The sequence below is a fragment of the Streptomyces sp. NPDC088747 genome (genome assembly GCF_044751025.1).
Classification (GTDB): Bacteria; Actinomycetota; Actinomycetes; order Streptomycetales; family Streptomycetaceae; genus Streptomyces.
On the sequence record NZ_JBIVKZ010000006.1, the window covers coordinates 287,309 to 300,547 of the forward strand.

Annotated in this window: 9 protein-coding genes; 3 read left to right on the forward strand and 6 right to left on the reverse strand. The window is 72.1% G+C overall.

Annotation, left to right across the window (positions count from 1 at the left end):
* Positions 1-145: 145 nt before the first annotated feature.
* Positions 146-991: a siderophore-interacting protein gene (locus ACIP79_RS17060; RefSeq protein ID WP_401223892.1), complete on the reverse strand. Its 846-nt coding sequence runs from the start codon at positions 989-991 to the stop codon at positions 146-148.
* Positions 992-1,034: 43 nt separating this feature from the next.
* Complete coding sequence (locus ACIP79_RS17065) at positions 1,035-2,084, reverse strand: ABC transporter substrate-binding protein (protein WP_401223894.1); 1,050 nt, start codon at positions 2,082-2,084, stop codon at positions 1,035-1,037.
* Positions 2,085-2,452: 368 nt separating this feature from the next.
* Between ACIP79_RS17065 and argG the strand changes: the two genes are divergently transcribed.
* The 3 genes from argG (at position 2,453) to ACIP79_RS17080 (ending at position 7,321) form a co-directional block, all read left to right on the forward strand.
* Positions 2,453-3,901: an argininosuccinate synthase gene (argG, locus tag ACIP79_RS17070; protein ID WP_383685704.1), complete on the forward strand. Its 1,449-nt coding sequence runs from the start codon at positions 2,453-2,455 to the stop codon at positions 3,899-3,901.
* Between the two features lie 233 nt (positions 3,902-4,134).
* Positions 4,135-4,896, forward strand: a complete 762-nt coding sequence (locus tag ACIP79_RS17075; RefSeq protein ID WP_401223897.1) for a hypothetical protein — start codon at positions 4,135-4,137, stop codon at positions 4,894-4,896.
* Between the two features lie 160 nt (positions 4,897-5,056).
* On the forward strand, positions 5,057-7,321 hold the full coding sequence (locus tag ACIP79_RS17080; protein WP_401223898.1) for a PQQ-binding-like beta-propeller repeat protein: 2,265 nt from the start codon (positions 5,057-5,059) through the stop codon (positions 7,319-7,321).
* Positions 7,322-7,346: 25 nt separating this feature from the next.
* On the opposite strand, the gene ACIP79_RS17085 is transcribed toward ACIP79_RS17080, so the two are convergent.
* The 4 genes from ACIP79_RS17085 to ACIP79_RS17100 all read right to left on the reverse strand — a co-directional run bounded on the left by ACIP79_RS17085 (position 7,347) and on the right by ACIP79_RS17100 (position 13,190).
* Entirely contained in the window at positions 7,347-8,507 is a 1,161-nt protein-coding gene (locus ACIP79_RS17085) for an acyl-CoA dehydrogenase family protein (protein ID WP_401224290.1), read from the reverse strand.
* Between the two features lie 11 nt (positions 8,508-8,518).
* Complete coding sequence (locus ACIP79_RS17090) at positions 8,519-9,481, reverse strand: hydroxymethylglutaryl-CoA lyase (RefSeq protein ID WP_401223901.1); 963 nt, start codon at positions 9,479-9,481, stop codon at positions 8,519-8,521.
* Complete coding sequence (locus ACIP79_RS17095) at positions 9,478-11,496, reverse strand: acetyl/propionyl/methylcrotonyl-CoA carboxylase subunit alpha (protein WP_401223903.1); 2,019 nt, start codon at positions 11,494-11,496, stop codon at positions 9,478-9,480. Before ACIP79_RS17095 ends, ACIP79_RS17090 begins: the two co-directional genes overlap by 4 nt.
* 74 nt (positions 11,497-11,570) lie before the next feature.
* Positions 11,571-13,190: a carboxyl transferase domain-containing protein gene (locus tag ACIP79_RS17100; protein WP_401223906.1), complete on the reverse strand. Its 1,620-nt coding sequence runs from the start codon at positions 13,188-13,190 to the stop codon at positions 11,571-11,573.
* Between the last annotated feature and the right edge of the window lie 49 nt (positions 13,191-13,239).

The following is a 13,239-nucleotide window of genomic DNA, read 5'->3' on the forward strand; positions in this document are numbered from 1 at the left end:
TGCGGGGAGAGTCCGAGGGGGACATGAGTGGGGCGGGATCCCTACGGTCAACTTAGGTTAGCCTAACCTAACTCGACCATGGGATCCCGCCCCAGGGGTCTCCTCCCGCCCCACACGTGACGAACACCTCGTCCGGGGCCGGGGGTTACTCCGGCTGTTCGCGCAACTGCTCCTCGGTCAGCCCGCGCCGCCAGTAGCCGACGAAGGTGACCCGCCCGTGGTCGATCCCGCGCTCCCGCACCAGATGCCGGCGCAACTCCTTCACCCGGCCCGACTCGCCCGCGATCCAGACGTACGGCCGTTCGGCGGGCGGCAGCGTGGCGGCCCGTACGGCGTCGACGGCCATGGGGGCGCCGTCCGCGCTTACCAGCCAGTCGATGTCGGCGTCGGCCGCCACCGCCAGTTCCTGCACGTCGTCGGCGTGTTCGGCCTCCAGCCAGGCGCGGACACGGGTGCCGGCCGGCAGTGCCTCGATGATCGCGGAGGCGGCGGGCACGGCGGTCTCGTCGGCCCAGACGACCACCAGGTCGGTGTCCTCGGGCGGCCGGAAACGGATCGCCCTGTTGTCCTCGACCGCGGGACCGAGCAGCAGGACACGGTCCCCGGCAGCGGCCTCGGCCGCCCAGCGGGAGGCGGGGCCCGCCGGTGTCGCGGCCCCCGGCTCCACGCCGTGCAGCACGAAGTCGATGTCGATCTCGTCGGGATCGCGCCGCCGGGCCCGCAGCGTGTACGAGCGCATCACCGCCCGTACGTCGTCCGGGAGTTCGCGCCAGGCCCCGAACCAGCCGTCGCCGAGTTCGACCGGGACGCGGGGCTCGGTCTGGCCCGGGTGCGGCAGGAAGAGGGAGAGGCTCTGGTCCAGGCCGTCGGAGGCGAACGCGCGCAGGTCGCGGCCCGCGAAGGTCACCCGGGCCAGCGAAGGGCCGAGCCGCCTCGTCCGTACGACCTGGAGGGAGAAGAAACGGAACGGGGCGGCCACGGCCGTCGGCATCGGTGCTCCTGGGGTGCGGTCGGGGTGCGCTGCCCGGGAGGGGTCAGGCGACCTTCGTGGCGTTCTCGATGGCCTCGGCGAGGTTGTCGAGGATCGGGGTGCACTTGTCGTACGACAGGATCGGCTCCGGCGTACGGGCGATGACCTGGCCGGCCTTGACGGCGGGCAGCTTCTTCCAGGTCGCCTCGGTGATGTCGGCGGGCTGGATGGTCGAGGTGCGGTCGTCCATGATGATGATGTCCGCCGGGTACTTGTCGACGTTCTCCCAGCTGAGGTTCTCGAACCAGCCGCCGCTCGCCTCCAGGACCTTGGCCGAGGGCTCGACGATGTTCACGCCGAGCGCCTTGAAGTACTCCAGGTCGATGGAGAGGTTCGAGCCGGAGACGTAGAAGATGTCCTGGCTCGCGGAACCGGCGAGCACCTTGATGTCGGGGTGCGCCTTGGCGGCGGCGCGCAGCCGCTCGGCGGCCGTTTCGAACTTCTTCTTCGCCTCGACGACCTTCGCGGCCTTCACGTCGGCGCCGAGCGACTCGGCCAGCGTGTACAGGTGCTCCAGCGACACCGGCATCTGACGGTCGTACACGGAGATGCCGACGCTCGGGGCGAGCTTGAGGATCTTGTCCTTGGACTCCTCGGGCACGTACCAGAGGGTGCCCGCGTCGTCGAACAGGGTGGAGATCAGCACGTCGGGGGTGAGGGTCGCGTACTTCTCGATGTTGAACTGACCCCACTCGTTGCCGAGGATCGTCAGCTTGCTGATGTCGAGGTCGCCGGCCTGCACGTCGGCCTTGCCGTCGGAGGTCTTGGTCGGGCCGAAGACGCCCTTGACCTCGATGCCGTAGTCGAACAGGGCGGCGGCCACGCCGATGAACGCGACGATGTTCGCCGGGGTCCTGTCCAGCTTCACCGTGGTGCCGCGGTCGTCCTTGAACGTCCAGGGGCCGGAGCTCGCCGCTGCCTTCGTCCCGTCCGCCGAGCCGCTGCTCGCCGAGTCGTCGTCCCCGCAGGCCGCGAGGACGGCGCCGAGGCCGAGGGCACCGCCGGCGGCGAGGACGCCGCGACGGGAGAGGTGGGTGGCACGGGCGTTGGACATGTGTGTGGCTGCTTTCGACACGGGGCGGAAGAGCCCGCCTGACAGATTCGAAGGTAGGTTAGCCTAACCTCACGAAGTGTCCAGGGGGTGGGGCCCCGCCTCCCTGCCTGTGACCTGTGTGTATTCCGGGGCCGGGGCTGCAGCTGGCTCGTCCCCGATCCGGGTCGGGGACGCGTCAGGCCCGTGCCGGACCGTCTTCGGGGCGCGGTTTTCGGCCACCAGTGAGGCCTCCGCGCGGACATTTTCCTCGGGCGGAATGCCCCAACTCGCCGTCGCGCGCAGCGTGTTCGGTCTCTTCTCCTTTTCCCGCTCCCCGGATGCCGCGGGCCCACCTTGCATGATCATGCGTTCTCTTGCATAATATTGCCATGTCCAAGGTCCTCACCTCCCTGCCCACCGGCGAGCGCGTCGGCATTGCCTTCTCCGGCGGTCTCGACACCTCGGTCGCCGTCGCCTGGATGCGCGACAAGGGTGCCGTCCCGTGCACGTACACCGCCGACATCGGCCAGTACGACGAACCCGACATCGCGTCCGTGCCCGACCGCGCCGCCGCGTACGGCGCCGAGATCGCCCGGCTCGTCGACTGCCGTGCGGCGCTGGTCGAGGAAGGGCTCGCGGCGCTCGCGTGCGGCGCGTTCCACATCAGGTCCGGCGGCCGTCCGTACTTCAACACCACGCCGCTGGGCCGTGCCGTGACGGGCACGCTGCTGGTGCGGGCCATGCTGGAGGACGGGGTCCAGATCTGGGGCGACGGCTCCACGTTCAAGGGCAACGACATCGAGCGGTTCTACCGGTACGGGCTGCTCGCCAACCCGCACCTGCGGATCTACAAGCCCTGGCTGGACGCGGACTTCGTCACGGAGCTCGGCGGCCGCAAGGAGATGTCGGAGTGGCTGGTCGCGCACCAGCTGCCGTACCGCGACTCGACGGAGAAGGCGTACTCCACGGACGCCAACATCTGGGGCGCCACGCACGAGGCCAAGACCCTGGAGCACCTCGACACCGGCATCGAGACGGTCGACCCGATCATGGGCGTGCGGTTCTGGGACCCGTCGGTGGAGATCGCCACGGAGGACGTGACGATCGGCTTCGACCAGGGCCGCCCGGTCACCGTCAACGGCAAGGAGTTCGCCTCCTCGGTCGACCTCGTCATGGAGGTCAACGCGATCGGCGGCCGGCACGGCCTGGGCATGTCCGACCAGATCGAGAACCGGATCATCGAGGCCAAGAGCCGCGGCATCTACGAGGCGCCAGGCATGGCGCTGCTGCACATCGCCTACGAGCGTCTGGTCAACGCGATCCACAACGAGGACACCCTGGCCTCCTACCACAACCAGGGCCGCCAGCTCGGCCGGCTGCTCTACGAGGGCCGCTGGCTGGACCCGCAGGCGCTGATGGTGCGCGAGTCGCTCCAGCGCTGGGTCGGCGCGGCGATCACCGGCGAGGTGACGGTGCGGCTGCGGCGCGGTGAGGACTACTCGGTCCTCGACACCCGGGGCGCGGCGCTCAGCTATCACCCGGACAAGCTCTCCATGGAGCGCACCGAGGACTCCGCCTTCGGCCCGGTGGACCGCATCGGCCAGCTCACCATGCGGAACCTGGACATCGCCGACTCGCGCGCCCGCCTGGAGCAGTACGTCGGCCTCGGCCTGGTCGGCAGCGCCCACCCGACCCCGATCGGCGCCGCGCAGGCCGCCTCGACGGGACTCATCGGCGCCATGGACGAGGGCGGCGCCGAGGCGATCGCCTCCCGCGGCGAGGCCCCGGCCGAGGAGACGATGCTGGACCGGGCGGCCATGGAGTCCGGCACCGACTGAGCCAGGCACTCGGACCCGGACACCGGACGGCGGCCCCCGGCGGATACCTTTCCGCCGGGGGCCGCCGTTCTCGCGACGGCGGGTGCGACCCCGGGCGACCGGCAGTCCGTCGGTCACTTGTCGGCCGGCCACCGCTGGCGCCGTGGAAAACTGTCGGCCGGCCACCGTCGGCGCCGTGGAAAACTGTCGGCCGGTCACCGTCGGCACCGTGGAGAAAGAGGCCGCAGCACATCGTGAACAGTTCCGGCATACGCCGCAGCCGTCCCCGCGCCGGGGCCTTCGTGGCCCTGCTCGTGCCCCTCGTGTTCGCCGCCGGGTGCGGTGACTCCGACGACGGTTCCGGCGGCGGGGAGGGCGGCGAGGCATCCGCGTCGAGCAGCCGGCGGGCGTCCGACGCGCTCACCGCGGCGCGGTTGGAGAAGCTGGCCCTGGCCGAGAGCGACATCGAGGGGTTCCTCGTCAGGAAGCCCGCCGCGGCCGAGATCCTCACACAGCGGGACGCCCGTACGGGAGAGGTGGACTGTGCCGAGGTCAGCCAGGTCATGTGGGGGGTGGCCCTGGGGAAACCGGCGGCCACCGTGCACCGGCGGGTGACGTCCGAGCCCGACGGGGCGCTGGACGCGGAGCTCACGGTCTCCACCACCACCGTGAGCCTCTCCTCGTACGACAGTGCCGACCAGGCGCGTACGGCGATCGAGGCGCTCGGCGGCGGGATCGCCGGGTGCGACGGCGGATTCCAGACCGGCGCCCTCGGTACGGGGGAGCCGGGAGAGGTGACCGCGGGCAGCGCGCCGGACGCGGGTGAGGAGGCCGTCGCCTTCACCGCGACGCTCGGCGGGGACACCGACCTGCTGGGCCCGGTGAAGGCGGTGGTCTTCCGGCACGGCAGTACTCTCGCCCAGTTCAGCACCGTCAGCTCCAACGCCGCCGTGTCCGGGGGCGACTTCGACTTTCCGACCGCTCTGGTCGAGGCCCAGGACGCGAAGCTGGGCTGAGGGGCCGGGCGGTCCAGGCGTGCGAGAAGGGGTTCAGCGCGGCGAAGTTGTCGGCCGGGGCGCCGGTGATGATGGCACCCGGGAGGGGAGCGGGGCACAGGTACTACTCTGGTGCCGCTGAACGGCTGTGCGACACAGGGGATTTGGAAAGGTACCGGCGATGCCGCTGAGCACCGGGGAATCGGAGTCCATCGGGTCCATAGGCGGTTACGTCCTCGTCGACCGGCTCGGCAGCGGCGGCATGGGCGTCGTCCACCTGGCACGCTCGGCCTCGGGACGCCAGGTCGCGGTCAAGGTGGTGCACGCGCAGTACGCGCTGGACGAGGAGTTCCGGGCCAGGTTCCGGCAGGAGGTCGCGGCGGCGCGACGGGTCAGCGGTGCGTTCACCGCGCCGGTCGTGGACGCCGACCCCGACGCCCCGGTGCCGTGGATGGCGACCCTGTACGTGCCCGGCCGTACCCTGGCCGAACTCGTCGCCCAGGAAGGCCCGTTGAACGGCCCCGACCTCCGCGCGCTGGCGCTGGGACTGGTCGAAGCCCTGCGGGACATCCACCAGGCGGGCGTGGTGCACCGGGATCTGAAGCCGAGCAACGTCCTGATGGCCGCCGACGGCCCGCGCGTCATCGACTTCGGCATCTCGCGGGCCGCCGACAACCAGGCGCTCACCGTGACCGGGCGGCTGATCGGCACCCCGCCGTTCATGTCGCCCGAGCAGTTCGTCTCGCCCCGGGACGTCACCGCCGCCTCCGACGTCTTCTCGCTCGGCTCGCTGCTGGTGTACGCCGCCACCGGCAACCGCCCCTTCGTCGGCGGCAGCCCGTACCTGACGGGCTATCAGGTGATGTACGAGGAACCGCACCTCGACGGGGTCCATGAGCCGTTGCGGAGCATCGCCGAACGCTGCCTGGAGAAGGACCCGGCCGACCGGCCCGAACTCACCGAGCTGCACCGGCTGTTCAGGAGCCTCCCGGACACGGTCGACGCGGGCTCCGACGCGGCGGCCCCGCCCCGGGGAGAAGCGGCGCCCGAGCTCGCCAGGAGAGCGGCGGGCGGCTCCCTCGGCCCGAACCCGGCACGCAGCTTCGCGGACACGCAGGGGGCCGCGGGCAGCTCCGCCCGCGCCGCCGCCGCGCGACGGCGCCGGACCCGCCGGCTCCTCGTCCTCGGCGTGGCCCTGGCCGTCACCATGGTGGGCGCGGCGGCGTTCTACCTGTCGTCGAACCCCGGCAGCGGCGAGGAAGCCGAGCTGCGCACCGGCGTGTACCCGGCCCCGGTGCTCCCCGCCGGCTGGGAGCCGTGGCGCGCGAACCTCACCCGGGCCGAACTGTCCGCGGACTACGTCGTGTCGAACGCCGAGTCCGGCTGCCTGCCCGGCGGCTCCTTCGTGTACTGCGCGGGCACCGCCTTCACGGTCGCCAAGATCGACGCGGCCTCCGGTCATGTCGAGTGGCGGGCCGGCGTCAGCCCGCAGACGGCGCTGCCCGTCGGAGTCAGGGACGGGGTCGTCCTCGTGTACGAGAAGCCGGACCCCGAGGTGGTCGTGACCGAGTCGTGGCGGCTGGTCGCGCTGGACGCGGGCACCGGGAGACGGCTCTGGGCCCATCCGGTCAGCGAGGTCGACCCGGCCGTCCTGTTCAGCCGCGGCGTCCTGACGATGTCGGACGACAGGACGGAGTTCATCGCCTTCGACATCCGGACGGGCAAGGCGCTGTGGCGGACACCGGCGAAGTCGTCGGCGGGTGACTTCTGCGTTCCGGTGGCCCTGGGGGGCGTTCCCTACGGCCAGTGCGGGCAGGAGGACCCCGCCTTCGGGCCGATGGCCCTCGTCCGCCTCGCCCCGGCCGACGGGACGGCGCGCGAACTCGCCTCGCTGCCCGTCGGGTCGGTGCCGCTCGGCGTCGTCGACGGGCGGCCGCTGTTCGCGGTGCCCAGGTCGGTGGAGTACGAGTCGGTCGACGGCCTGGACGAGGCGTACACGGTGCTGCTGCGGGTGGACCCGGCCGACGGCGCCGTCACCCGGGTCCCGCTGGCGGGCACCCCGCGCGGCTCGGTCACCCTCGCCGGAGGCGTCGCCCACTTCGTCCGGCCCGACGGGACCGTCACCGCCGTCAGGGTGAGCGACGGCGCCCGGCTGTGGCAGCGGGCGACGGGGATCGAGAACCTCTCGAAGCCGGTGGTGTCGTCGAAGTACGACGCCCTCTACCTCGCCAACCGCTACGGCCGCCTGCTCGCGCTCGACCGCCGGACCGGTGCCGAGGTCTGGAGCACCGACAAGCTCGACGACCCCGGCATCTCGGCGGAGAGCACCGTCCCGAGGGTGCTGCTGGTCAAGGACGCGATCGTCGCGGTCGCGGGCGACACGGCCTTCTCCGTACGCCCGGACCGCTCCGCGTCCAGCCCGCTGCCGATGCCCGCCCCCAACTGACCCGGGCCGCCCGGGGGAAGGGGGATCAGCCCGTCAGCCCCAGCTCCCGGGCGATCAGCATCCGCTGCACCTCGCTCGTGCCCTCGCCGATCTCCAGGATCTTGGAGTCCCGCCACATGCGGGCCACCGGGTACTCGTTCATGAAGCCGTAGCCGCCGTGGATCTGGGTGGCGTCGCGGGCGTTGTCGACGGCGATGGTGGAGGAGTAGAGCTTGGCGAGGGCCGCCTCCTTCTTGAAGGGGTCGCCGGTGACGAGCCGGGACGCGGCGTCGCGCCAGGCCAGGCGGGCGGTGTGGGCCTTCATCTCCATGTCGGCGATCTTGAACTGGATGGCCTGGTACGAGCCGATGTTCCGCCCGAACGCGTGGCGCTCCTTGGCGTACTTCACCGACTCGTCCACGCAGCCCTGTGCGAGCCCGGTGGCCAGGGCCGCGATCGCGATGCGGCCCTCGTCCAGGATGCGCAGGAACTGGGCGTAGCCGCGGCCCACCTCGCCGAGCAGGTTCGCCGCCGGTACCCGGACGTCCTGGAAGGACAGCTCGCGGGTGTCGGAGGAGTTCCAGCCGACCTTGGAGTACGGGGCGGCCACCGTGAAGCCCGGGGTCCCGGACGGGACGATGATCGAGGAGATGCGCGGCCCGCCGTCCGGCTTGCGGCCCGTGACGGCGGTGACCGTGACCAGGCCCGTGATGTCCGTGCCCGAGTTGGTGATGAAGCACTTCGTGCCGTTGATCACCCACTCGTTCGTCTCCGGGTCGAGGCGGGCCGTCGTGCGCGTAGCCCCCGCGTCCGAGCCGCCGTCCGGTTCGGTGAGCCCGAACGCGCCGAGGATCTCGCCCGAGCAGAGGCGGGGCAGCCACTGGGCCTTCTGGGCATCGGTGCCGAAGAGGTGGATCGGCATGGCGCCCAGCGAGACACCCGCCTCCAGGGTGATGGCGACGGAGGAGTCGACGCGCCCGAGCTCCTCCAGCACGACGCCGAGGGCCAGATAGTCGCCGCCCATACCGCCGTACTCCTCGGGGAAGGGCAGCCCGAACAGGCCCATGCGGCCCATCTCGCGCACGATCTCGTACGGGAACTCGTGCCGCTCGTAGAGGTCACCGATCTTCGGCGCGACGACGTCGTGGGCGAACTCCGCGACGGTGCGCCGCAGTTCGTCCAGTTCGGGGGAGAGGCGGTGGTCCAGGGACATCGGGGTCACTCCTTGGGGGGCTGTGCGGTTCCAGCGAGCGCTTTGACGGTGCGGGACGGGCTGGGTCGGCCCAACTGGTCGGCCATCCACACGCTGGTGGCGGTGAGACGGCCCAGGTCGACCCCGGTGTCGATACCGAGGCCTTGGAGCATCCACACGAGATCCTCGGTGGCGAGGTTGCCGGTGGCGGACTTGGCGTAGGGGCAGCCGCCGAGGCCGCCCGCGGAGGCGTCCACGGTGGTGACACCGTGCTGGAGCGCGACCAGGGTGTTGGTGAGCGCCTGGCCGTATGTGTCGTGGAAGTGCACGCCGATCGAACCGGTCGGCACCCCCGCTTCGTTGAGCTCCGTGAGCAGCCCGCGCACATGGCCCGGCGTCGCCACGCCGATGGTGTCGCCGAGGCTCAGCTCGTCGCAGCCCATGTCCAGCAGGGACCTGCACACCCGGACCACCTGGTGGACGGGGACTGCGCCCTCCCAGGGATCGCCGAAGCACATGGAGAGGTAACTCCGCACATGCAGACCGTCCTTCTTGGCCTGCGACACCACCGGCTCGAACATGGCCAGTGCCTCGTCGACCGTCCTGTTCAGGTTGGCCTTGGAGAAGGACTGCGTGGCGCTGGCGAAGACGGCCACGCGGGTGGCGCCGAGGGCGAGGGCCCGGTCCAGGCCGTGCGCGTTCGGTACGAGCACGGGGAGGTGGACGCCGGGCAGGTCCCGTACGAGCGGGAACAGTGCCTCGGCGTCGGCCAGTTGGGGGACCCACTTGGGGTGGACGAAGCTGGTGGCCTCGATGGTGGTGAGGCCCGCGTCGGCCAGCCGCCGGACGAACTCGGCCTTGACCTCGGTCGGGACCGTCGCCTTCTCGTTCTGGAGACCGTCGCGTGGGCCGACCTCGTGGATCCGCACCCGGGCGGGGAGGCCCGGGGCCGGTACGACCATGGGGAGGCCGAGTTCGGGGGTGCTCATACCGCTGCCTCCCGCTCCGCGGGCTCCGCCGCCGTGATGACCGCCAGGACCTGGTCCATGGCGACGGTGGTGCCCGGCGTGACGTCCAGCTCGCTCACGGTCCCGGCGTGCGGCGCGGAGATGACGTGCTCCATCTTCATCGCCTCGACCACCAGCAGGCTCTGCCCGGCGGTCACCTCGTCCCCGACGGTGACCTTCACCACGGTCACGGTGCCGGGCATGGGCGCGGTGAGCGAGTCGGCACCGGCACGCGTGGCGCCGGTGAGCGACGCGGCCACCGGGTCGTGGTCACGCACCTGCCAGGCATCGCCGTCGCGGCCCAGCCAGGTGCCGTCCGGCAGAGCGGCGAAGGTGTGGGTGACACCGCCGAGCTGAAAGGCGAACCGGGCCGCGCTGTCTCCCCGGGATCCGGGGACGCGCAGGGGCGGCTCCCCGTCGTCGAGGAGCACCTCGGTGGCACCGTCGGCCGTGCCGCGCACGCGGACGGTCACCGGGTCGTGCCCCGGCACCCGCAAGTGGTGTGCCGTCCAGGCGGGTTCGCCGCCGAGCCGCCAGCCGTCCGGCACGGAGAACGGGTCGACCCAGCCGGTGCCGCGGGGCCCGAGGGCCGCCTGACGCAGCAGCGCCGCCGCCGCGTACACCTCCCTCGCCACCTCCGCCGAGACCAGCGAGTCCGCCTCCCGCTCCACCAGCCCGGTGTCCAGCTCCCCGGCGACCACCGCCGGGTGAGCGAGCAGCCTCCGCAGGAACCCCGCGTTCGTCTGCACCCCCAGCGTCACCGTCCGCGCCAGCGCCGCCCGGAGCCTGCGCAGCGCGGTCGCGCGGTCCGGCCCGTACGCGATGACCTTGGACAGCATCGGGTCGTACAGGCTGCCGACCTCCATGCCCTCGCCGAGCCCCGAGTCGGTGCGCACGCCGTCGCCCTGAGGCTCGTGCAGCATCAGCACCGTGCCCCCGGAGGGGAGGAAGCCGCGCGCTGGGTCCTCGGCGCACAGCCGGGCCTCCACGGCGTGCCCGGTGAGCGTGATGTCCTCCTGCGCGTACGGCAGGGGCTCGCCCGCGGCCACCCGCAGCTGCCACTCCACCAGGTCGAGGCCCGTGACCAGCTCGGTGACGGGGTGTTCCACCTGGAGGCGGGTGTTCATCTCCATGAAGAAGTACGAGGAGGGGTCGCGGCCGGGCACGATGAACTCCACCGTGCCCGCGCCCTCGTAGCCGCAGGAGCGGGCCGCCTGGACGGCCGCCTCGCCCATCGCGGCGCGGGTGCCGGCGTCCAGGAGCACGCTCGGCGCCTCCTCGACGATCTTCTGGTGGCGGCGCTGGAGGGAGCACTCGCGCTCGCCGAGGTGGATCACGTTCCCCCGGCCGTCGGCCAGGATCTGGATCTCGATGTGCCGGGGGCGGTCGATCCAGCGCTCCACGAGGAGGGTGTCGTCGCCGAAGGAGGCGCGGGCCTCGCGCCGGGCGGCGGCGATCTCCTCGGCGAGGAGCGAGGCCTCGCGCACCAGGCGCATGCCCTTGCCGCCGCCGCCCGCCGACGGCTTCAGCAGGACCGGCATGCCGATCTCGCGGGCGGCGTCGGCCAGTTCGGCGTCCGTGAGCCCGCTGCCCGAGGAGCCCGGGACCACCGGGACGCCGGCCGCCCGCACCGTCTCCTTGGCGCGGATCTTGTCGCCCATCAGCGCGATCGCGTCGGCGGGCGGCCCGATGAAGACGAGTCCGGCGTCCGCGCAGGCCCGCGCGAAGGACGCGTTCTCCGCGAGGAAGCCGTACCCCGGGTGGACGGCCTGCGCGCCCGTCCGCGCCGCGGCCTCCAGGAGCCGGCCGGCCGACAGATAGCTCTCGGCGGCGGGTGCCGGGCCGATCCGTACCGCCGTGTCCGCCTCGCGGACGTGCCGGGCGTCGGCGTCCGCGTCGGAGAAGACGGCCACCGAGCGCACGCCGAGCGACCGAAGCGTACGGATGACCCGGACGGCGATCTCGCCCCGGTTGGCCACGAGCACGGTGTCGAACATCAGCAGTTGTTCCTTACATCCGGCATCAGCATTCGTCCCTTGCATCCGGTGCATCCGGCATCAGTGGTCGTCCCCTACATCCGGAAGACGCCGAACCGGGGTTCGCCCAGCGGCGCGTTGGCACAGGCGGTCAGCGCGAGTCCCAGGACCTGCCGGGTCTCCATCGGGTCGATCACGCCGTCGTCCCAGAGGCGGGCCGTCGCGTAGTAGGCGCTGCCCTGGCGTTCGTACTGCTCGCGGATCGGGGCCCTGAAGGCGTCCTCGTCCTCGGTGGGCCAGGACTCGCCGCGCGACTCCAGCTGGTCGCGCTTGACGGTCGCGAGGACGGACGAGGCCTGCTCGCCGCCCATCACGGAGATCTTGGCGCCCGGCCACATCCACAGGAAGCGCGGGGAGTAGGCCCGGCCGCACATCGAGTAGTTCCCCGCGCCGTACGAACCGCCGATCACGACCGTGAGCTTCGGTACGCGGGTGCACGCCACGGCCGTCACCATCTTGGCGCCGTGCTTGGCGATGCCCCCCGCTTCGTACTGCCGGCCGACCATGAACCCCGAGATGTTCTGGAGGAACACCAGGGGGATGCCCCGCTGGTCGCACAGCTCGATGAAGTGGGCGCCCTTCTGGGCCGACTCGGAGAACAGGATGCCGTTGTTGGCGACGATGCCGACGGGGTGGCCGTGGATGTGCGCGAAGCCGGTCACCAGGGTCTGCCCGAACTCCGCCTTGAACTCGGCGAACCGCGAACCGTCCACCACGCGCGCGATGACCTCGCGGACGTCGTAGGGGGTGCGGGGGTCGACCGGCACCGCGCCGTACAGCCCGTGCGGGTCCGTCTTCGGCTCGACGGACTCCGCGACCGCCCAGGGCAGGGGCCCGCGCGCGGGGAGGGTGGCCGCGATGTTCCGGACGATCCGCAGCGCGTGCGCGTCGTCCTCGGCGAGGTGGTCGGTGACGCCCGACACGCGCGCGTGGACCTCGCCGCCGCCCAGCTCCTCGGCGGTGACGACCTCGCCGGTGGCGGCCTTCACCAGGGGAGGGCCGCCGAGGAAGATCGTGCCCTGGCCGCGCACGATCACCGCCTCGTCGCTCATCGCGGGCACGTACGCGCCGCCCGCCGTGCAGGAGCCGAGGACGGCGGCGATCTGCGGGATGCCGGCGCCCGACATCCGCGCCTGGTTGTAGAAGATCCGGCCGAAGTGCTCGCGGTCGGGGAAGACCTCGTCCTGCATGGGGAGGAAGGCGCCGCCGGAGTCCACCAGATACACACAGGGGAGGCGGTTCTCCAGCGCCACCTCCTGGGCGCGCAGGTGCTTCTTCACCGTCATCGGGTAGTACGTGCCGCCCTTGACGGTCGCGTCGTTGGCGACGATCACGCACTCACGGCCGCTCACCCGCCCGATCCCGGCGATCACTCCGGCGGCCGGCGCCTGGCCGTCGTACAGCCCGTCCGCCGCGAGCGGGGCCAGCTCCAGGAAGGGCGAGCCGGGGTCCAGGAGGGCGTCGACCCGGTCGCGCGGCAGCAGCTTGCCGCGCGCGGTGTGCCGCGCGCGGGCTCGCTCCCCGCCGCCGAGACGGGCGGCGGCCAGCTTCTGCCGCAGCTCCTCGCCCAGCGCGCGATGGGCCGCCTCATTGGCCCGCCAGGCCTCCGACGCGGGGTCTGCCGCGCTCGTCAGCTCCGGTGCCTCGTGGTGCATTGCGCGGACCCCTCACGTTGTTAATGAGCGTTAACGCGTTTCCTCCAGG

Excerpts from the sequence above, each read along its gene's own strand:
- ACIP79_RS17060 (WP_401223892.1), bottom strand. The coding sequence starts at position 991 with ATGCCGACGGCCGTGGCCGCCCCGTTCCGTTTCTTCTCCCTCCAGGTC.
- ACIP79_RS17065 (WP_401223894.1), bottom strand. The coding sequence starts at position 2,084 with ATGTCCAACGCCCGTGCCACCCACCTCTCCCGTCGCGGCGTCCTCGCC.
- argG (WP_383685704.1), top strand. The coding sequence starts at position 2,453 with ATGTCCAAGGTCCTCACCTCCCTGCCCACCGGCGAGCGCGTCGGCATT.
- ACIP79_RS17080 (WP_401223898.1), top strand. The coding sequence starts at position 5,057 with ATGCCGCTGAGCACCGGGGAATCGGAGTCCATCGGGTCCATAGGCGGT.
- ACIP79_RS17090 (WP_401223901.1), bottom strand. The coding sequence starts at position 9,481 with ATGAGCACCCCCGAACTCGGCCTCCCCATGGTCGTACCGGCCCCGGGC.
- ACIP79_RS17095 (WP_401223903.1), bottom strand. The coding sequence starts at position 11,496 with ATGTTCGACACCGTGCTCGTGGCCAACCGGGGCGAGATCGCCGTCCGG.
- ACIP79_RS17100 (WP_401223906.1), bottom strand. The coding sequence starts at position 13,190 with ATGCACCACGAGGCACCGGAGCTGACGAGCGCGGCAGACCCCGCGTCG.